The sequence below is a fragment of the Lysinibacillus sp. GbtcB16 genome, assembly GCF_019091145.1.
Taxonomy (GTDB): domain Bacteria; phylum Bacillota; class Bacilli; order Bacillales_A; family Planococcaceae; genus Lysinibacillus; species Lysinibacillus fusiformis.
Genome location: NZ_JAGXJV010000002.1, coordinates 157868 through 176736, shown reverse-complemented (window position 1 = coordinate 176736; position 18869 = coordinate 157868). Strand labels below are relative to the sequence as shown.

Genomic DNA, 18869 nt, shown 5'->3' with positions numbered 1-18869 from the left:
TCCTCTCTATTTTCTATGATTTCTGCTCCGTTTGACGTTGAATAATATCTTTAATCTCCTCGATAAAGACATTGATATCTTTAAACTGTCGGTAGACCGATGCAAAACGGACATACGCCACCTCATCAATTTTGGCTAAGCGATCCATTACCAATTCACCGACATCTTCTGAGCGTACTTCTGAATTTCCAATACGACGAAGATCTTTTTCAATTGATAGGACAAGTTGCTCCAGTATATCAAGCGCAACTGGGCGTTTCTCACAGGCACGAATAAGTCCACGAAGTACCTTTTCACGGCTAAATTCCTCTCGTGAACCTTCTTTTTTCACTACAACTAATGGGGTCTCTTCAATTTTTTCAAACGTTGTAAAACGGAAGCCACATGACTCACATTCACGACGTCTACGAATTTCTTTATTATCATCTACTGGCCTCGAATCCACAACACGCGTTCCGTTAAATTGGCAAGATGGACATCTCATATAATTACTCTCCTGGTTTACAACAATTTAATATTTCTATTATAACAAATTTCCTACATATAAGAAAAGTGCATTCACGTAGTGAGCTCATGATAAACCTAAAGCACCTAAAGTACAAGGAAAGTTTTAAAAAAAAGCACATTGAAACCAGTTAGATTTCAATGTGCTCAAAATGAATATATTATGCGTTTACCGTTTCTAATGCATTAGCCACTTTTTTCACTAGGTCAACCACGCGTGCAGAGTAACCCCACTCATTGTCATACCAAGCAAGTACTTTCACTTTACGGTTACCTAATACCATTGTGGAAAGCCCATCAACTGTTGATGAGTAAGTCGTTGTGTTGTAATCAGAAGATACTAGTGGTTCAACTGAGAAATTTAAAATGCCTTTCATTGGACCTTCTGTTGCAGCTTTTACGAATGCTGCATTAATAGCATCAACTGTTACATCTGTATTTAAATCTACTACAAGGTCAACTAAAGAAACATTTGGTGTTGGAACGCGAAGTGCCATACCATGAATTTTACCTTCTAACTCAGGTAGAACTAATTTTAATGCTTTGGCAGCGCCTGTAGATGTAGGAATAATTGATTGTGCACACCCACGTGCACGACGTAAATCTTTATGTGGATTATCTAAGTTCTTTTGATCGTTTGTATAAGCATGAACAGTTGTCATTAAACCATTTTCAATACCAAATGTATCATTTAATACTTTTGCTACTGGTGCTAAGCAGTTTGTTGTACAAGAAGCGTTTGAAATTACATCATGTTTAGCAATATCAAGTTTGTCATCATTCACACCTAAAACAATTGTTACATCTTCGTTTTTACCAGGTGCTGTTAAGATAACTTTTTTCGCGCCAGCTTCTAAGTGCATTGCTGCTTTGTCACGTTCATTAAATTTACCTGTAGCTTCGATAACGATATCAACACCCATTGTAGCCCAAGGTAATTTTAATGGATCACGTTCGCTAATAATTTGAACACGTTTGCCATTTACAACTAAAGCATCGCCTGCTGGTTCTACTGTACCTTCAAATGTTCCGTGATTTGTGTCATACTTAATCAAATGTGCTAACGTTTCTGCTGGATAGCTAGCGTTAATAGCAACAATATTTAAATTTTCTTGTACGATCGCTTGGCGGAAAACCATACGTCCGATACGTCCGAAACCATTAATAGCAATTGATACTGTCATTTAAAAATCCTCCTGTGAGTACATACTCAGATTAATTATATACTTTATGGTGATTAGTATAACACAATTTTAAAAAAGATGAACATTAAATAGTCATATTATAAAAGTTCTTATTTTCTGAAAAATTATCTTTTATTATGGCATTTGCCCATAAAAAAATGTGTAGCAAGATTTACTTGCTACACATTTTTAGCTTGAAACACTTTAAATTACACCCCAGAAAGCAAGAATTTTCTTTAATTGTTCCTCTGTATTTTCCAGATTCTCATTATTATAAATGACCGCATGAGCTCCCTTTTCTTTGACAGACATAGGCAACTGTGAGTGCATGCGTGCTAAGGCATCCTCTTTTGATAAATGATTGCGTTCCATTAAGCGTCGAAGCTGAACCTCTTCACTTACCGACACTACAATGATACGCTCTACAAAATGCTGAAGCTTACTTTCAAATAACAGGGGAATATCCATGACAACATGCTCATGGCCACCCTCTAAATAGGCATCACGTTGTCGTAGCATTTCCTTTCTAATGGCCGGATGCATAATATCATTTAAAATTTTGCGTTTGGCAGGCTCATGAAAAATAATATCTCCGAGCATTGTCCGATTTAAATTGCCATCCTCTAGTAAAATATCTTGGCCGAAGTTTTCTGCAATAAATGCCAGTGTCTCCGTTCCTGGCTCGACGACATCTCGCGCTACAATATCTGCATCAACAATCGGTAATCCTAGTTCGAGCATCATTTTTGCTACTGTACTTTTTCCGCTTGCAATACTTCCTGTAAGTCCGATAATCATTGTTAAATCCCCTTTAATGTTGACAATTTGGGCAAAAAACCGATGTTCGCCCACCAATCGTCATCTGACTTGTTGCCGTTTCACATGTTGGGCATATCTTTTTCCCATACATTTTCAAACGATTCTGCATGCTCCCAGCTTCCCCATTAATATTTCGATAATCAGAGATGGTTGAACCACCCGCTTCAATACTTTGACGCAAAACAGCAACGATCTCCTCAAATAGTGCTCGTTTACGCTTCTCACTTATACGGTTCATTTTTCGTGCAGGATGAATTTTTTGAGCAAACAGCGCCTCCGTTGCATAAATATTGCCACAGCCCGAAACGACTTGCCCATCCATAATCACTTCTTTTACGGCTTTATTCGCATATTTCGATAATGTTGATTTTGTTATAAAAAAATCACACGCTAATTCATCAAACGGCTCTGGCGCCATTTTTGTTAATGGTACATGATCTTCAATTTTTGTCAGAAATCGAAGTTCACCAAAGCGTCGTATATCTGAATAAATTAAGTAACCACCATCAGCCATCTTAAATGTAGCATGGATATGCTTTTGGAATTTTGCTTCATCGATGTCTTCTGGTGAATTCACAACAAACCATGCACCTGTCATTCCTAAGTGACTAACAAGTACATAAGGAACCTCATCTTTCAATAAGTGAAAGAAAATATATTTCGCACGTCGTTCAATTTTTGTAATCGTCATTTCAGACAACGTTAATTCAAATGCATCAGGCTCTGCTTGCTTAACAATACATTGTTTCCCCTCACTAAAAGAAAAGTGTACCCTTTCAGATAGCTTTACATGTTGAATTGTACGTCCTTCAACCTTTGGCTTCAATGCCTGGACGACACCTTCTACCTCTGGTAATTCAGGCATTTGAACCCCTCCTTATTTTGCTTCATACCATGTCGAACCATGGTTAAAATCTACTTTAAGAGGTACGGAAAGCTCGATTGCATTTTCCATTACCTCTGGCACAATTTTTTCTAGCAATGCAATCTCTTCCTTAGGTGCTTCAAAGATTAACTCATCATGCACTTGTAAAAGTAGCTTTGCCTGCATATTTTCCTTTTTTAGTCGAGCATCCATATCAATCATCGCTTTTTTAATAATATCCGCAGCACTTCCCTGAATTGGGGTATTCATCGCCGTACGCTCTGCAAAGCTTCTTAAATTAAAGTTTGAGCTCGTAATATCTGGTAAATAACGACGTCTATTTAAAATTGTTGTAACATAGCCATTGAACTTCGCATTTTGCACAATATCATCCATATACTGTTTAACACCTGGGAAACTAGCGAAATATTTCTCAATAAACGTTGCCGCTTCCTTACGGGTAATATCTAAATTTTGTGATAGACCATAGTCACTGATACCATAAACAATCCCAAAGTTAACAGCCTTCGCTGCACGACGCATATTACTATCAACTTCCTCTTCGGATACATGGAATACATCCATTGCTGTTCGTGTATGAACATCCATTCCTTCACGGAAGGCCTCTACAAGGTTTTTATCCTCCGACATATGTGCGAGTACACGTAATTCGATTTGAGAATAGTCCGCCGAAAACAGTATCCAATCCTCATTTGAAGGGACAAATGCTTGACGGATTTTACGTCCCTCCTCTAAACGGATAGGGATGTTTTGTAAATTTGGATCTGTTGAGCTTAGTCGTCCTGTAGCGGTTAAAGCTTGTTGGAAACGAGTATGCACCTTGCTATCCTTTTCATGGATTTCCTTTAGCAACCCTTCAATATAAGTAGACTGTAATTTACCAAGCTGACGATATAACAGAATATATTCAATAATGGCATGCTCGGATTTTAACTTCTCTAATACATCAGCAGCCGTTGAATAGCCCGTCTTCGTTTTTTTAATAACAGGTAAACCTAATTTATCGAATAAAATAACACCTAATTGTTTTGGTGAATTAATATTAAACGTTTCTCCTGCCACCGCATAAATTTCTTGTTCAAGCACAACAAGCTTTTCGTTAAGCTCTTGGCCCATTTTTTCGAGCGTAGCACGGTTAACGGTAATGCCTTCACTTTCCATCTCACCTAAAATGGCTGCCAGTGGCAATTCCAAGTCTTTATAAAGATCAAATTGTTCATTTTCCTTTAATAATGCTTCTAGCTTCGGCTGTAATGACCAGACAGCATAAGCTTTTCGGCTAACATGCTGTGCAAGCTTATCTATTTCAGGTATAGCACGTTTGGCTCCCTTGCCATAGACCGTTTCATCAGCTTGTACATCATAATACCCAAGCTCCCTTGCAAGAGTGGCAACATCATCCCCACTAAGTCCAGGATTATTAATATATGAAGCAAGCACTAAATCAAAGTCAACGCCAGCTAATTGAATACCTGCTCGTTTTAATGCTGCTTGAGATGCTTTGGAGTCAGACATATATTTTATTTTTGAGGAGTCCTCTAACCAGCGGCGAAGTATATCTGATTTTGCCACAATGTCAAAAGGAATGTATTGAGTCTTGGTCCCATCAGATAGGGCCATTCCAAGTAGCGCACAAGTGTGGTAATGTTCATTCTCTAGCTCAACATGCACAGCCATCACATCTTGTAAGTCTTCTTGTCGTACTTCTTGAATTTGTTCAAAATCAAAAGGTGCTTGCTCTTGCTCCTGCACAGTAAAATCACTTTTCTCGAGCAGTGATTTAAAGCCGAGCTCACGCCATACATTGATCAATTCTCCTTCATTCGGTCCATGGTACGCGAGATCAGTTAGTGAAATGGTAATTGGGGCATCTGTAAAAATCGTTGCCAGCTTCTTACTCATCTTAGCCTGCTCTTCATTCGCTACCAGCTTTTCTTTCATCTTAGAAGCTTTCAATGTATCCATCGCCTCGTAAAGTGCCTCAACGGAGCCATGCTCTTTTAATAGTTTGACAGCCGTCTTTTCACCAACACCTGGCACACCAGGAATATTATCTGAAGAATCCCCCATTAAGCCCTTCATATCAATAATTTGTAGGGGCGTTAAACCGTACTTTTCGGCAATAAAGGCTGGCGTGTTTCTCTCAATTTCCGTAATCCCTTTTTTCGTAATATAAACCGTTACTTGCTCTGTCGCAAGCTGTGTTAAATCGCGGTCTCCAGATACGATGATAACATCCATATCCTGTGATGAAGCCTCTTTTGCCAGCGTCCCAATAATATCATCCGCTTCATATAGATCTTGTTCATATTGTTTAATTCCATAAGCATCAATTAGCTTGCGTATATAAGGGAATTGCTCCGATAATTCTGGTGGCGTCTTTTGTCGTCCACCTTTATATTCTGTATAGGTTTCATGGCGGAAAGTTGTTTTTCCAGCATCAAAAGCCACTAACATTTGCGTTGGTTGCTCTTCCTCTAATATTCTTTGTAGCATCGTTGTAAAGCCGTACACAGCATTAGTATGAATTCCACTATCATTCGTCAACAATGGCAACGCAAAAAACGCGCGATATGCTAAACTATTACCGTCCAATAATAGTAATTTTTCCTTTGTCATAATATTATCCTCCTGCGTTGTCTTCTACTTCCTTCTACTTTATCATAACAATACATTTCAAGTAAAAAAAGCAGACAGGTCCTCCCTAAGGTTATCCGCTACTTTTGACTCGCTATCCGTCACTCTTCTGGTTTTATCCGCCACTTTGGGCTTGCTATCCGGCACTTTCTTTGTTTTATCCATTACTTTTAACATGCTATCCATCACTATTGCATTTCAACCTATAGCGAATGTGAACCTTTTATTGTGAAAATCCATAACAGCAGGTAATGAGGTTTCTCCTGTCACAGGATCAGTGTATATTATTGCCTCATTTAATGTAATTAGTAACTTGTTCGCCTCGATAGTATAGGATTCCTCGTATTCAACGCATAAAAACGTAAAAAAACTCCCATTCGCAGAGAAAGTCCCAGTGAATGAAAGTTCTATTATAGATATTACTGATTGGCTGTTCGATGAAAAATTTCTTCATATATAATCGTTAAGATAAAGGCATTCATAAAGGCAAATACTAAAAATAATGGCATTCCACCCAGTTGTGGCTGTGTTAACTCTTTACTAAATACCATTACAGCACTAATTTGAGCTAAAAAGAAAATGAAGCCAATACCGACTTGCCATATAGGACGCTTGACCTTACGTTTTTCATACCAAAACAACCTTTTAAACAGATTTCTTACATCATTTGCAATAATAATACTAACTAAAAAGATACTGACAAAAAATACAGGTATATGATAAACACTCTTTGTCATCCATGCAAAATCAGATAGGCGGAAGAACAGAGTCAATAACGATGCTATACTACAAGCAATTCCAACATTTTGGAGCCAAGTGCTAATTCGCAATTTCACAGCTATTACCCCCAACAGTTCTTTTTTAAACATTATCATTCTATCAAATTATAGGCAGTTGGGGAATAGAAATTTGTATGTTTCTATTATTTTCACAATATAACAAGTCAATTGTAGGGATATTTATAATTTTTATAATAACAAAAAGTCGCCTCCCTAATAGGGAAGACGACTTTGCTATCTATTATTTTAAATAACCAGATAAAATTTTTGCATAAGGTGATGATGCTGGCAAAATAATGACCGTATCCTCTCCAACCGTTTTCTTATAGGATTCTAACGTACGATATAAAGAGTAAAATTCAGGATCTTGAGAGAATGATTTGTTGTATATTTTTGCAGCTTCTGCTTCTCCCTCAGCTTGAATAATGGATGCCTCCTTATTCGCTGTAGCTAACATTTCCTGCACTTGTTGGTCCGTTTGGGCTTCGATACGTCGTTTATCTGCATCCCCTTCTGAAAGATATAATTGAGCCGTTGATTCACGCTCTGAAATCATGCGGGTAAATACAGACTGTTCATTTTCTGCTGGTAAGTCTGTACGACGAATACGTACATCCACTACTTCTACACCATACTTGTCATTTTGTAACAGTTCATTAACTCGCTCTGTTACACGATCGTTGATGCTTCCTCGTGAAGATTTTTCATCATTAATAATCTCATCGTATCGCAGTTGGCCAAGCTCTGTTCTTATGACGGAGTAAATAAACTCCTCCATTCGAGTCTCTGCCTTACTAAGTGTACCTGCATTGGATATTAGAGCTTTTGGATCTGTAATACGCCAAACAGCATAGTTATCGATGATAATTCTTTTTTTATCCTTTGTATTAATTTCTTCCTCTGAAATATTATAGGTCATCTGATTTTTTGGCAGTCGTGTAACACTTTGTATAAAAGGTATTTTTATTTTTAAGCCCGGATCTCGTTCAAATTTCACTACTTCTCCAAACTGGCGAACCACGGCATATTCAGATTCCTTTACAATATAAACATTCGCAAAAATAATGATAGCTGCAGCAAAAACAACTGTTAATGTGATGACAATAGACAGATATTTTTTAGGGTTGAGCGGGCCTTTTTTCTTCATTTTCACGACATTGTCTCCCGTATCACTGTCTGCTGGAGCCGCTTTTTTGCTTTTTCCTGATAAAAAATTGAGGAATTTGTCAAGGTCCTTATTTTTTTGGTCCATTAATTACTGCTCCCTTCCTTTTTATCTGATTGTGCCTGCTGAGGCTGTAATGGCTGTAGTGGTAAGTACTTCATCGTACTGCCATCATCATTCATAATGTATATTTGCGCCTTCGGTAAGACATTTTCAAGTGTTTCTAAAATTAATCGCTCTCGTGTAATTTGTTGATTTCCTTTATATTGCTCATACATCTTATTAAAGACAGCTACATCACCTTGAGCTTGCTCGATACGTGCTGTTTTTGCACCTTGTGCCTTGGAAATAATAGCATCTTTTTCGCCTTCAGCTTCACTTTTACGCTGATTCATATACTTTTGTGCTTCATTCGTTTTTGTATTCTTTGTTTCACGTGCATCCGTTACTGCTGTGAAAGCAGCACGCACTTCCTTGTTTGGTAATTCAACGTCTTGTAACTTCACGCCTAATACGCCAATACCAATATCATATTTTTCGATTAAGGACACTAGCAAATCACGTGTTTTTGCTTCAATTTCAGCCTTCCCATCTGTTAATGCTGCATCAATGGTAGAGCTACCAATAATTGAACGAATGGCGCTTGATGTGGCGCTATGTAAAATTTCTTCGGGGCTTTGTGCGTTAAATAAAAATTTACGAGGGTCGGTAATTTTCCATTGTACAACAAGATCAGTTAATACAATATATTCATCTCCTGTAATCATCTTTGTCTCAGCATCATAGGCTTCTAGCTCTCCTGCCTTATTTTGCTTATAGCCAAACTGTAAACTGAACGTTTCCTTCGATAAAATTTCAACTGATTGAACTGGCCAAGGTAATTTAAAATGAAGTCCTGGGTTTGTAACCATTTCATCGGCACGTCCAAATGTAATGACAACCGCTTGTTCTGATTCATCTACTGTGTACCAGGATGTAAATACGGTAATAAGTGCAATAACTCCAAAAATCCCAAGTCCAACCATCATTAGTGTCCTTTTCACACTCATGTCTGTTCCTCCCTTTTATTGATTACTATTGTTTACGGAAGAGTTTTATAAAAAGTTTCAAAATATAGTGAATTTAGCATAAAAAAATCCTGCTACCTTTTATGGTAACAGGATATTAATAACTAGATGTTCGAAGACTGGGAAAATGGTTGTGGTTAATACAATGCTCATTAAAGCAGCAACAATCATTGCTAAGCTGGCAAATGTACCCTCTAGTTCACCAAATTCAAATGCTCTAGATGTACCTGCCCCATGCGCGCCCATTCCTAACATTAAGCCTCTAGACGATGGGTTGTGGAATCGACATATTTTAATAACAATAGGTGCTAGTAGGCTTCCTAAAATGCCTGTCGTCATAACAAAGACAGCTGTTAAAGTAGGAGAGCCTCCAATCATATTTGAAATGTCCATTGCAATAGGTGTTGTCACTGATCGTGGCACTAAACTATGCACAAGCTCATTGTTTAACCCTACTACTAAGGCCATTATAAAAGATGAAATAATGGCGACTGTGGAGCCAACCGCAATACTTATAAAGATTTCGAAGGCATGTTTTTTTAATAAATTGACATTTTTATAGATAGGAACCGCAAAAGCAACCGTTGCTGGTCCTAGTAAATTCGTTAAAACACTAGCCCCTGCATTATAAGTTGTATACGGTATGCCTGTTACTAATAGTAAGATAATAATAACGATCGGCGTCACCAGCATAGGTGTCAGCCATTCCTTTTTATATTTCTTGTAGATTATTTTACAAATATAAAAAATAATAATTGTTCCAAGTAAGCTACTACCAGCTATCCATAAACTCATACTGCATCACCCTTCTTTCGACGCCCTAGCCATTGTGCCGTATAGCCCGTTACAAACATGACAATAATCGCACTTCCAACAATGACCAACACAACCTTCATGCCCTGCACACCGAATAATGCATCGTAATCGATGACACCAATGGCAGATGGAATGAAGAAAAGTAAGAGTTCACTTAGTAATAATGCTGCCCCTAGCTCAATCCATTCAAGCTTAATAATATGAAACTGTAAAAGTAAAAATAATAGAACGAGTCCTATTATGCTCCCTGGAATCGGCAAGTGAAGTAGGCGTGCAATACTATTTCCAATCAATAATAGGAAATAAAGAAAGCCGATTTGCACGATACTTTTGACGATTTTCATGGTCATCCTTCTCTCATTTTTTTCTCTGCTTTAACAGTCAGAAAAACACGATTCAAATGAAAAGAAGTTATGATTTCACTGACTGTTCAAGCTTTAGTTTGACAAACAATCTACTACAGATTGATGGTAAACTTTTATGCTACTATACTTTACACCTATTTATCCTCTCTGTAAAACAGAAAAAGAATCTAGTGCCTAATAATTAGACAATAGATTCTTCTGTGGTGAAAATAAAACAGTTATTAAAAAATCTGTCATCACCGAGTAAAATGGTGAGCGCGATTTTTTAGTTTATAGTCTTAACAATCATATAAGGGGGTTTCTAGTTATAAGTATAGTTCCCAAATATGAATGTAACATGTTGTTCATGTAAAGGATTTGTTAATTTTTCGGAATCATCACAATCATGGTTGTCCCTACGCCCACTTCACTTTCTACTTGAATACGTCCATGATGGGCTTCTACAAGATGCTTAACAATTGCTAAGCCTAAGCCTGTTCCACCTGAATTTCGGCTTCGTGCGCGATCAACACGATAAAAGCGCTCAAAGACTCGGGCTATTTCATGCTTTTCAATTCCGATTCCTTGATCTTCAATTTCAATAATACCATGTGTTTCATTTTCTTTTAAACGAATAGACACCGTTGTATTTTCTGGAGAATAGGTGATTGCATTGGTAATTAAATTCGTCACGATCTGAATAATACGATTGGCATCACCCATTACTTGTACGTCACGGTCAATATCCACTTGAAAGCTCATATTTTTTTCATCTAATCGTGGCGCTGTTAGCTCTGCTCCACGAATCAGCACATCCTGCAAGCCCATTGGCATAATGTTAACCGTGAACCCATGCTGTTCAATTTTAGAAAGCTCTAACAAATCCTGAATGAGCATTTGAAGACGATTACTCTCTTTATAAATAATTTCTAAGAAAGATATTAACATTTTTTCGTCTTTATAGGCTCCATCCAATAAGGTTTCAGAAAAGCCTTTAATAGAGGTAATAGGTGTTCGCAATTCATGGGATACATTGGCAACAAAATCTTTCCGAATTTGCTCTAAACGGACAAGCTCCGTTATATCATGCATAACAATAACAACGCCTAGCCATCGTCCATGGTCCCCAATAACAGGTGCTCCATATACTTCTTTATTATAGAGCTCCTGCTTTATCTCCATTTTAATTTGCTGTCGATAAGGCATCTCTGTAAGAAATACGTGATCGATAAACTGCTCTAATGATTTTGGTAAACCAATTGTCCGGAATACCTTTCCCTGAACTTCATCAATCTGCATCCCAAAACGTTCTAAAAATACGCGATTTACGATAGAAATATTGCCTTCACGCCCAATCATCATGAGAGAGCTACCCATATTTTCGATTAACGTTTTCAGCCTCTCTTCCTCTACTTCACGAACAGTCGTAATATCCTGTAGATTACGAGCCAAAATATTAATGGAATGACTTAATGGAATCATGCGTTCATATTCATTTTCCTGGGCACGTGCACGATAGTTCCCCTTTGCAAGTTCAAGAGCAGTTTCCGTAACATTATCGATTGGTGCTGTAAAATTCCGTATCATATAGCGACTGACAATTCCGATTAAAATCAGTGTAATCGTGAAGAGAATGGCCAATATGATATAGAGTCTGGCCCGCACAAAGGTCAAAGAATCTTCTAGATCTAAGCTCTGTGATGCAAATAATGCTTCTTGATCTTCCTCTGAAAGCTGGAGCTTACGTTCATCTATTACTTGAGTCATTGATGCTTGTTTATGAGTATTTGCATCCTCATTGTATTGCTTAATATAAACAGGAAAAAGCTGACCTATAACAATCATTAGGACAGCTAATATCGTTCCAAGTAAAAGCATGAATGTCAAAAATAAGCGGTTGCTCATTGATTTCATGACGTTTTCGGCTCCTCAAATTTATAGCCAAGCCCCCTGATTGTTTTAATAAACATTGGCTTACGGCTATTTTCTTCAATTTTATCGCGAAGGTGGCTAATATGAACATCCACAATTCGAGTATCGCCAGCAAAATCATATTTCCATACAGCACTTAATAGCTGATCACGTGTTAATACACGATTTTTATTTTCAAGTAAGTAAATGAGTAATTCAAATTCCTTTGGCGTAAACTCCAGTGCCTCATCTTGTAAAAAGACTTCAAAGCGTTCTGGAAATACACGCAATTGTCCAAACTCAAACATTTTCTCTTGAGGTTCATCTTTCTCATCTGATACAACATTTTGAGTAAAACGTCTTAACACTGCCTTAACGCGTGCTAATACTTCCCGTGGACTAAAGGGTTTAGTCATATAATCATCTGCACCTAATTCTAGACCAAGTACTTTATCAAATTCGTCATCTTTTGCTGTTAACATTATTATAGGCGTATTCATACGCTGCTGACGTATTTGTTTGCATACTTCCATACCATCTAGTTTAGGTAGCATCAAATCTAACAGAATTAAATTAGGCTGTATGTCAATTGCTTTTTCCAGACCTTCTTGTCCATCTGCAGCTGTTTCCACTAGATAGCCAGCCTGTTCTAAATTATATTTCAATAATGTTGCGATTGAAAATTCATCTTCAATAACTAATATCGTTTTCGTCATAATATAATGCCTCCGTTAGTGATTTGAAACCCCCATTTCAAACCTCAAGACGTCTATAATGCAAGTGGTGGTGTCACCAACAAGATACCTTCAATCACAAGCTGCTTCTGCTCATTATAAGAGTGTACAGACACAGTAATCGTATTTTCGTATTTATTGACTGCTGTTACCTCTAAAAGCGTATCAAACAATTCATAATGATAGAGAGGCCCTAAATATTTTAAATGTTGCTCAATAATTCGTGCACCTGGTCCTGGAATATACTTTGACACAGCTGACGTAATAATACCATTTAACATGATGGTCGGGACAATCGGTTTTTCAAAAGGTGTCATCGCCGCATAATCATGTTGAATATAAAGTGGATTACTATCGTTCGTGAGCCCTAAATACAGCAACAGATCTCTATCCTCAATCTTTTCAGTTATATGGATCTTTTCGCCAACTGTAATTTCATCGATTGTCAGACCAAGTTTACTATTTTTTTGAAGCAAAGATACGCCAACCCCTTTTCTATCATACTACATTCATAGTATCAATTTTATGCCAAAAGTACAACGAAAAGCCGAAGTACCTTAACCCTACCACCACTTAGGCACAAAAAAACGAGCAGGAGTTACCTACTCGTTTTCTTAATTCAGACTCATGTACTGATATTGAAACTTCAGATATAGAGACATTGCTTATATATTTTTTCGATAGCTGAAAGAGAGAGATCGACATGCTGCCCTAAAGACTCTGCCGGAAAGCACCTTGAGTCGGACATCATTAATCTACACTAAAATTTTCATTACGTTGCGTACTGCATCTGCCGATTGGTCTAAAGCTGCTTTTTCTTTGCCTGTTAACTCAAGCTCAAAGATTTTTTCAATACCATTTTCGCCAAGTAATGTAGGAACGCCAAGATATAAATCGCTATAGCCATATTCACCTTCTAAATAAGCAATAGATGGTAGAATACGCTTTTGATCTTTAATAATAGCCTCAGCCATTTCAATCAATGCTGCAGCAGGTGCATAGTAGGCTGAACCGTTTCCAAGTAAGTTAACAATTTCAGCACCTCCATTACGAGTGCGATCTACGATTGCTTCTAGACGTTCAGCAGGGATTAATGTTTCTAATGGAATACCACCTGCAAAAGAATAACGTGTTAAAGGCACCATCGTATCTCCATGACCACCTAATACAAAACCAGTAATGTCTTTTACTGAGATATTCAGCTCTTCTGCAACAAATGCACAGAAGCGCGCCGTATCAAGAACACCAGATTGACCGATAACACGATTTTTTGGGAAACCAGTTTCCTTATAAACTGTGTAGGTCATGGCATCAACTGGATTCGTAAGGACGATAATTGTGGCATTTGGTGAATGTGCGGCAATCTCTTTGGACACTGTTTTCATGACGCCTTGGTTGATTTGTACAAGATCATCACGACTCATACCTGGTTTACGGGCTACCCCAGCTGTAATAATGACTACGTCAGAATTAGCTGTATCCGCATAATCTGATGTACCTTTTACATAAGCATCAAAGCCTTGTATTGGCGCTGCTTCCCACATATCTAGAGCTTTTCCCTTTGTAGGATTTTCTGCTTGTGGGATATCTACTAATACAACGTCACCAAGTTCTTTCTGAGCTGCTAAAAAAGCTGCGGTAGCACCTGTAAATCCTCCACCGATTACTGATAATTTTTTTCGTTTCAGAGACATTTGAATACGCTCCTTTAAAATGGGGTTATATATTTTAAAAGAGGGAGGAGAAATACATCTCACTCCCTCGATTAAACAAGTTCATCGTAAATATTTTATTTAACGAAAATTCACTTTTACCCTAATTATATCGGCATTTAAAATGCATACTTTTACGTAAAAATTTCTATATCAGAATAGAAAATTATAAGTTTTTGATTAACTCATTAGCGAATTCTGAACATTTCACTTCTGTAGCGCCGTCCATTAAACGAGCGAAGTCATAAGTTACAACTTTAGAAGAAATTGTATTCTCAACAGATTTAGTGATCATGTCAGCAGCTTCTTGCCATCCTAAGTGTTCAAGCATTAATACACCTGAAAGTAATACTGAAGATGGGTTTACTTTATCTAAACCAGCATATTTTGGAGCTGTACCATGAGTAGCTTCGAAGATCGCATGTCCAGTAACATAGTTAATGTTAGCTCCTGGAGCGATACCGATACCACCAACTTGTGCAGCAAGTGCATCAGAAATATAGTCACCATTTAAGTTCATTGTAGCTACTACATCGAACTCAGTTGGACGAGTTAAGATTTGTTGTAAGAAGATATCAGCGATAGAATCTTTTACTAAGATTTTGCCAGCTGCTAAAGCATCAGATTGAGCTTTGTTTGCTGCTTCTTCACCTTGTTCAGCTTTGATTGCATCGTATTGGTTCCAAGTGAAAGTTTGATCAGCAAATTCTTTTTCTGCTAATTCATAACCCCATTTTTTGAATCCACCTTCAGTGAATTTCATGATGTTACCTTTATGAACTAAAGTAACAGATGGGCGTTTATGTTTAATTGCGTATTCGATAGCAGAACGTACTAAACGCTCAGTACCTTCTTTAGATACAGGTTTAACACCGATACCAGAAGTTTCTGGGAAGCGGATTTGATTTACACCAAATTCAGATTGTAGGAAGTTGATGATTTTTTGAGCTTGTTCTGAACCAGATTCGAATTCAATACCAGCGTAGATGTCTTCTGTGTTCTCACGGAAGATAACCATATCAACGTCTTCTGGGCGTTTAACTGGAGAAGGCACTCCATCAAAGTGACGTACTGGGCGTAAGCATACATATAAGTCAAGTTGTTGACGTAATGCTACGTTAAGAGAGCGGATACCACCACCGATTGGTGTAGTAAGAGGACCTTTGATTGCAATTAAGTATTCATTAATTTTGTCTAAAGTTTCTTGTGGTAACCATTCACCAGTTTGGTTAAATGCTTTCTCACCAGCTAAAACTTCTAACCATTCAATTTTCTTTTCACCGTTATAAGCTTTTTCTACTGCTGCGTCGATTACGCGTGATGCTGCTGCCCAGATATCTGGACCAATTCCATCACCTTCGATGAAAGGAATTACTGGATTATTTGGTACATTAAGTACGCCATTTTCAACTACAATTTTGTTTGACATTCTGTTGCCTCCTAAATTCATAATCATAGGACTGTGTTAGTGATAACACAGTCCCAAACATTCTAGCATATTTTCCAAATTAGCGCTCGCTGATTGGAACATATTTTTGCATGCCTGGTCCAACATACTCAGCACGTGGACGGATTAGGCGGTTATTTGCATATTGCTCAAGGATGTGTGCCACCCAACCTGAAGTACGTGATACTGCGAAAATTGGTGTGAACAGGTCATGATCAATACCTAAAGAATCATACACTGACGCAGAGAAGAAATCTACGTTAGCTGGTAATTTCTTTTGTTCAACGATCATGTCATGGATTTTAACTGACATCTCATAAAGCTCTGGTTTACCAGTTAGTTCAGTTAATTTTTTAGACATTACGCGTAAATGTGGTGCACGAGGGTCGCCTTTGCGATATACGCGGTGACCGAAGCCCATGATTTTTTCTTTGTTGTCTAATTTATTTTGAATGTAAGATTCAACATTTTCAAGTGAGCCAATTTCAGTTAACATCTTCATAACTTGCTCATTTGCTCCACCATGAAGTGGCCCTTTTAAAGCTCCGATTGCTGCAGTTACACCAGAATAAACGTCTGATAATGTAGCTACACATACACGTGCAGTGAATGTAGATGCATTTAACTCATGGTCAGCATGCAATACTAGTGCTTTGTCGAATGCTTCAATTTCAATATCTGCTGGCTCTTCGCCTTTAAGCATGTATAAGAAGTTTGCCGCATATCCTAGTTCAGGTTTTGGTGAAACTGGTTCTAAACCTTTACGAACACGTGCAAATGCAGTTACTACTGTAGCAATTTTAGCTTGAAGACGAATTGCTTTACGGTAGTTTGCTTCTGGGTCCATAACATCCGCTTCTTCATCGAATACACCAAGTAGAGATACTGCAGTACGTAGTGCAGCCATTGGATGTACAGTTGAAAGTGGGTATGTTTTGAATTGGTCGACAATCGCTTGCGGAATTGACATATTGTCTGCCAATTGTTGTTTTAACTCAGCTAGCTCGTCCGCTTTTGGTAAACGAGTATGCCATAACAAGTAAATTACCTCTTCAAATGACGCATTTTGTGCTAAATCATCAATGTTGTAACCAACATATGTAAGTGTGTCATCGATAATTGAACTGATTTTAGATTCGGCTGCTACGATACCTTCTAATCCTTTAGTTGCTGACATAAATTATCGCTCCCTCATATTTATATTTTGTTGTAAATGCGTTTTTTTCTTGCATTTACGGTTTTTGCTCATATGAACCATTAAGTAAATCGCTTACATTGCTATTATAATCATTTTTGACAGCTTTGTGAATGAAAATCCTTCAAATAAAGAAAAAGACGTCCGAACGACTATATATTCGCCCTAAAGAGATTTTATTGTATTTTTTGACATTATGATTTGAGGTGAATTTGTTAAAATGAGGAATTTAAAGTATTTTTCATACGAAAGAACCACAAGTATTTTACTTTTTATTTTTTATTTAGTCATACTTTGGTTTGTATTACCAGTATCACTTGCGATTTTTTTGTCATTTTCGACGTACCCTGTCATAAATTTCTTGCATAAATATTGCAGGATCGCCTATTGGATAGCAGCAATAATTGTGGAGGTATTGATTTTAACTTGTATTTTTTTGCTTGTCGTCATATCCATCAATAGTGTGATTGTCATCTTTCCGGAGATTCGTAATACATTACAAAACTTCCCACTTTTCAGTGAATATGAATCGATGTTTATACAAGTTTTGAAGGAGAAATCACTTTCTATTTTTGATTCGATCATCATATATACAGCTGATCTTTTCCAATTATTAATGAAACATGTCATTGAGGTATTCATTTTCTTGGTAGCTTATTATTTCGCTCTCCTAGAAACGCGTAAATCTCGCTATTGGTTTTTTCAATATGTGCCAAAGAAATATCGTCAAGAGTGGCAATCACATTTCGCGAAAATCATGCAACTTTTTCATTATTTTTTATATGTGGAATTTCAATTATTTACAATAACCTTACTTATTCTTTGTGGAGGCTTTATGATCCTTCAATTTGAACAAGCTATTATTAAAGCTTTTATTGTAGCCTTCGCAGATGTTCTGCCATTTTTCGGTATCGGTGTATTTCTTGTGCCGATGAGTATTTATTTTTATTTCAATGGAAATACATTTTTATGTGTAGCCATTTTACTGTTGTATTTATTTGTACAATTAACAAGGCAGCTAGCTGACTCAATGCTTTGGTCCAACACGCTTCAATTACGTACATTCCATACATTTTTCATCAGCGCCGCCTCTATTCTATTATTTGGCTTTTATGGAATATTACTTAGCCCAATCTTTTTATTTTTAGCGGTTAAGCTAAAAGAAAACTCTATCTTTGAACGATAATAAATTGACCTTTTTTCATTTTTTTACGCATCCAATAATAGACACCAGGTTGGAACATTTTTCGTGAAAAAGGCAGAAGCAGTAGTAAGCCAATAAGATCTGTCATAAATCCTGGTAATGCTAAAAGTAGTCCACCACTAAAAGTTAATAATGTATCAACCAACGCAGATCCCGGAGCCTCTCCACGTGCTAATGTATTTTTTACATTTTGGATAGAATTCATACCTTTATTTTTCATTACATAAACCCCAAGTACACTAGTGGCAATAATGAGTAATAATGTACTTAAAACACCAATGTTTTGTCCAATAACTATTAATAACGCCAATTCGGCTAATGCGTAGACAATGAAACCAAGAAAAATTTTTCGCATATTTTTCTCCTTTCTACTTGAAAAGGTATACCTTTTATACGTTATTATAGCCCATTTAGTTTCATAAAAAAATGAATGCCTCCCATCAAATAATACCAAATCACTTATCT

The 18869-nt window shown here is 37.2% G+C and carries 18 protein-coding genes; 1 reads left to right on the top strand and 17 read right to left on the bottom strand.

Annotated features, from left to right (window positions below; all coding sequences use genetic code 11):
* Positions 1-13 precede the first annotated feature (13 nt).
* The 16 genes from nrdR to citZ form a co-directional block, all read right to left on the bottom strand.
* Positions 14-484 carry a transcriptional regulator NrdR gene (nrdR, locus tag KVT27_RS12735; protein WP_008176873.1) on the bottom strand — a complete coding sequence of 157 codons (471 nt, stop codon included), beginning with the start codon at positions 482-484 and terminating at the stop codon, positions 14-16.
* Between the two features lie 181 nt (positions 485-665).
* The gene (locus tag KVT27_RS12730) at positions 666-1688 is read right to left on the bottom strand and encodes a glyceraldehyde-3-phosphate dehydrogenase (protein ID WP_217581429.1); all 1023 of its coding nucleotides are present in this window, start codon (positions 1686-1688) and stop codon (positions 666-668) included.
* A gap of 204 nt (positions 1689-1892) precedes the next feature.
* A complete protein-coding gene (coaE, locus tag KVT27_RS12725; RefSeq protein ID WP_025114495.1) occupies positions 1893-2486 on the bottom strand; it encodes a dephospho-CoA kinase in 594 nt (197 codons plus the stop codon).
* Positions 2487-2499: 13 nt separating this feature from the next.
* Positions 2500-3372 (bottom strand): bifunctional DNA-formamidopyrimidine glycosylase/DNA-(apurinic or apyrimidinic site) lyase, encoded by an 873-nt coding sequence (mutM, locus tag KVT27_RS12720; RefSeq protein ID WP_036119515.1) that lies wholly within the window; start codon positions 3370-3372, stop codon positions 2500-2502.
* Positions 3373-3384: 12 nt separating this feature from the next.
* Positions 3385-6012, bottom strand: a complete 2628-nt coding sequence (gene polA / locus KVT27_RS12715; RefSeq protein ID WP_217581428.1) for a DNA polymerase I — start codon at positions 6010-6012, stop codon at positions 3385-3387.
* A gap of 437 nt (positions 6013-6449) precedes the next feature.
* Positions 6450-6866 carry a DNA polymerase I gene (locus KVT27_RS12710; RefSeq protein ID WP_225316117.1) on the bottom strand — a complete coding sequence of 139 codons (417 nt, stop codon included), beginning with the start codon at positions 6864-6866 and terminating at the stop codon, positions 6450-6452.
* Between the two features lie 184 nt (positions 6867-7050).
* Positions 7051-8061, bottom strand: a complete 1011-nt coding sequence (gene hflC / locus KVT27_RS12705) for a protease modulator HflC (protein WP_036119521.1) — start codon at positions 8059-8061, stop codon at positions 7051-7053.
* A complete protein-coding gene (gene hflK / locus KVT27_RS12700) occupies positions 8061-9023 on the bottom strand; it encodes an FtsH protease activity modulator HflK (RefSeq protein WP_036119524.1) in 963 nt (320 codons plus the stop codon). The genes hflC and hflK overlap by 1 nt, the downstream gene beginning before the upstream one ends.
* Positions 9024-9122: 99 nt before the next feature.
* The gene (locus KVT27_RS12695) at positions 9123-9836 is read right to left on the bottom strand and encodes an LrgB family protein (RefSeq protein ID WP_036119527.1); all 714 of its coding nucleotides are present in this window, start codon (positions 9834-9836) and stop codon (positions 9123-9125) included.
* Positions 9833-10201: a CidA/LrgA family holin-like protein gene (locus KVT27_RS12690; RefSeq protein ID WP_036119530.1), complete on the bottom strand. Its 369-nt coding sequence runs from the start codon at positions 10199-10201 to the stop codon at positions 9833-9835. The genes KVT27_RS12695 and KVT27_RS12690 overlap by 4 nt, the downstream gene beginning before the upstream one ends.
* Positions 10202-10582: 381 nt before the next feature.
* Positions 10583-12115, bottom strand: coding sequence for a two-component system histidine kinase PnpS (pnpS, locus tag KVT27_RS12685; RefSeq protein ID WP_036119533.1), 1533 nt, complete (start codon positions 12113-12115; stop codon positions 10583-10585).
* A complete protein-coding gene (locus KVT27_RS12680) occupies positions 12112-12828 on the bottom strand; it encodes a response regulator transcription factor (protein WP_012295616.1) in 717 nt (238 codons plus the stop codon). The genes pnpS and KVT27_RS12680 overlap by 4 nt, the downstream gene beginning before the upstream one ends.
* Positions 12829-12881: 53 nt before the next feature.
* Positions 12882-13322 (bottom strand): MaoC/PaaZ C-terminal domain-containing protein, encoded by a 441-nt coding sequence (locus KVT27_RS12675; protein WP_036149409.1) that lies wholly within the window; start codon positions 13320-13322, stop codon positions 12882-12884.
* A 279-nt stretch (positions 13323-13601) separates the two neighbouring features.
* Positions 13602-14540: a malate dehydrogenase gene (gene mdh, locus KVT27_RS12670; protein WP_036119538.1), complete on the bottom strand. Its 939-nt coding sequence runs from the start codon at positions 14538-14540 to the stop codon at positions 13602-13604.
* Positions 14541-14724: 184 nt separating this feature from the next.
* Positions 14725-15987: an NADP-dependent isocitrate dehydrogenase gene (icd, locus tag KVT27_RS12665; protein ID WP_025114483.1), complete on the bottom strand. Its 1263-nt coding sequence runs from the start codon at positions 15985-15987 to the stop codon at positions 14725-14727.
* Positions 15988-16066: 79 nt separating this feature from the next.
* Positions 16067-17182: a citrate synthase gene (citZ, locus tag KVT27_RS12660; protein ID WP_025114482.1), complete on the bottom strand. Its 1116-nt coding sequence runs from the start codon at positions 17180-17182 to the stop codon at positions 16067-16069.
* 238 nt (positions 17183-17420) lie between these two features.
* Between citZ and KVT27_RS12655 the strand changes: the two genes are divergently transcribed.
* On the top strand, positions 17421-18386 hold the full coding sequence (locus KVT27_RS12655; protein ID WP_036119542.1) for an AI-2E family transporter: 966 nt from the start codon (positions 17421-17423) through the stop codon (positions 18384-18386).
* Here the strand turns inward: KVT27_RS12655 and KVT27_RS12650 are convergent.
* Positions 18370-18759: an FxsA family protein gene (locus KVT27_RS12650; protein ID WP_217581427.1), complete on the bottom strand. Its 390-nt coding sequence runs from the start codon at positions 18757-18759 to the stop codon at positions 18370-18372. The two genes, KVT27_RS12655 and KVT27_RS12650, sit on opposite strands and share 17 nt — an antisense overlap.
* Positions 18760-18869: the final 110 nt, after the last annotated feature.

Excerpts from the sequence above, each read along its gene's own strand:
- coaE (WP_025114495.1), bottom strand. The coding sequence starts at position 2,486 with ATGATTATCGGACTTACAGGAAGTATTGCAAGCGGAAAAAGTACAGTA.
- KVT27_RS12695 (WP_036119527.1), bottom strand. The coding sequence starts at position 9,836 with ATGAGTTTATGGATAGCTGGTAGTAGCTTACTTGGAACAATTATTATT.
- KVT27_RS12655 (WP_036119542.1), top strand. The coding sequence starts at position 17,421 with ATGAGGAATTTAAAGTATTTTTCATACGAAAGAACCACAAGTATTTTA.
- KVT27_RS12690 (WP_036119530.1), bottom strand. The coding sequence starts at position 10,201 with ATGAAAATCGTCAAAAGTATCGTGCAAATCGGCTTTCTTTATTTCCTA.
- mutM (WP_036119515.1), bottom strand. The coding sequence starts at position 3,372 with ATGCCTGAATTACCAGAGGTAGAAGGTGTCGTCCAGGCATTGAAGCCA.
- KVT27_RS12650 (WP_217581427.1), bottom strand. The coding sequence starts at position 18,759 with ATGCGAAAAATTTTTCTTGGTTTCATTGTCTACGCATTAGCCGAATTG.
- hflK (WP_036119524.1), bottom strand. The coding sequence starts at position 9,023 with ATGAGTGTGAAAAGGACACTAATGATGGTTGGACTTGGGATTTTTGGA.
- pnpS (WP_036119533.1), bottom strand. The coding sequence starts at position 12,115 with ATGAAATCAATGAGCAACCGCTTATTTTTGACATTCATGCTTTTACTT.
- icd (WP_025114483.1), bottom strand. The coding sequence starts at position 15,987 with ATGTCAAACAAAATTGTAGTTGAAAATGGCGTACTTAATGTACCAAAT.
- polA (WP_217581428.1), bottom strand. The coding sequence starts at position 6,012 with ATGACAAAGGAAAAATTACTATTATTGGACGGTAATAGTTTAGCATAT.
- hflC (WP_036119521.1), bottom strand. The coding sequence starts at position 8,061 with ATGGACCAAAAAAATAAGGACCTTGACAAATTCCTCAATTTTTTATCA.
- nrdR (WP_008176873.1), bottom strand. The coding sequence starts at position 484 with ATGAGATGTCCATCTTGCCAATTTAACGGAACGCGTGTTGTGGATTCG.
- citZ (WP_025114482.1), bottom strand. The coding sequence starts at position 17,182 with ATGTCAGCAACTAAAGGATTAGAAGGTATCGTAGCAGCCGAATCTAAA.
- KVT27_RS12680 (WP_012295616.1), bottom strand. The coding sequence starts at position 12,828 with ATGACGAAAACGATATTAGTTATTGAAGATGAATTTTCAATCGCAACA.
- mdh (WP_036119538.1), bottom strand. The coding sequence starts at position 14,540 with ATGTCTCTGAAACGAAAAAAATTATCAGTAATCGGTGGAGGATTTACA.
- KVT27_RS12730 (WP_217581429.1), bottom strand. The coding sequence starts at position 1,688 with ATGACAGTATCAATTGCTATTAATGGTTTCGGACGTATCGGACGTATG.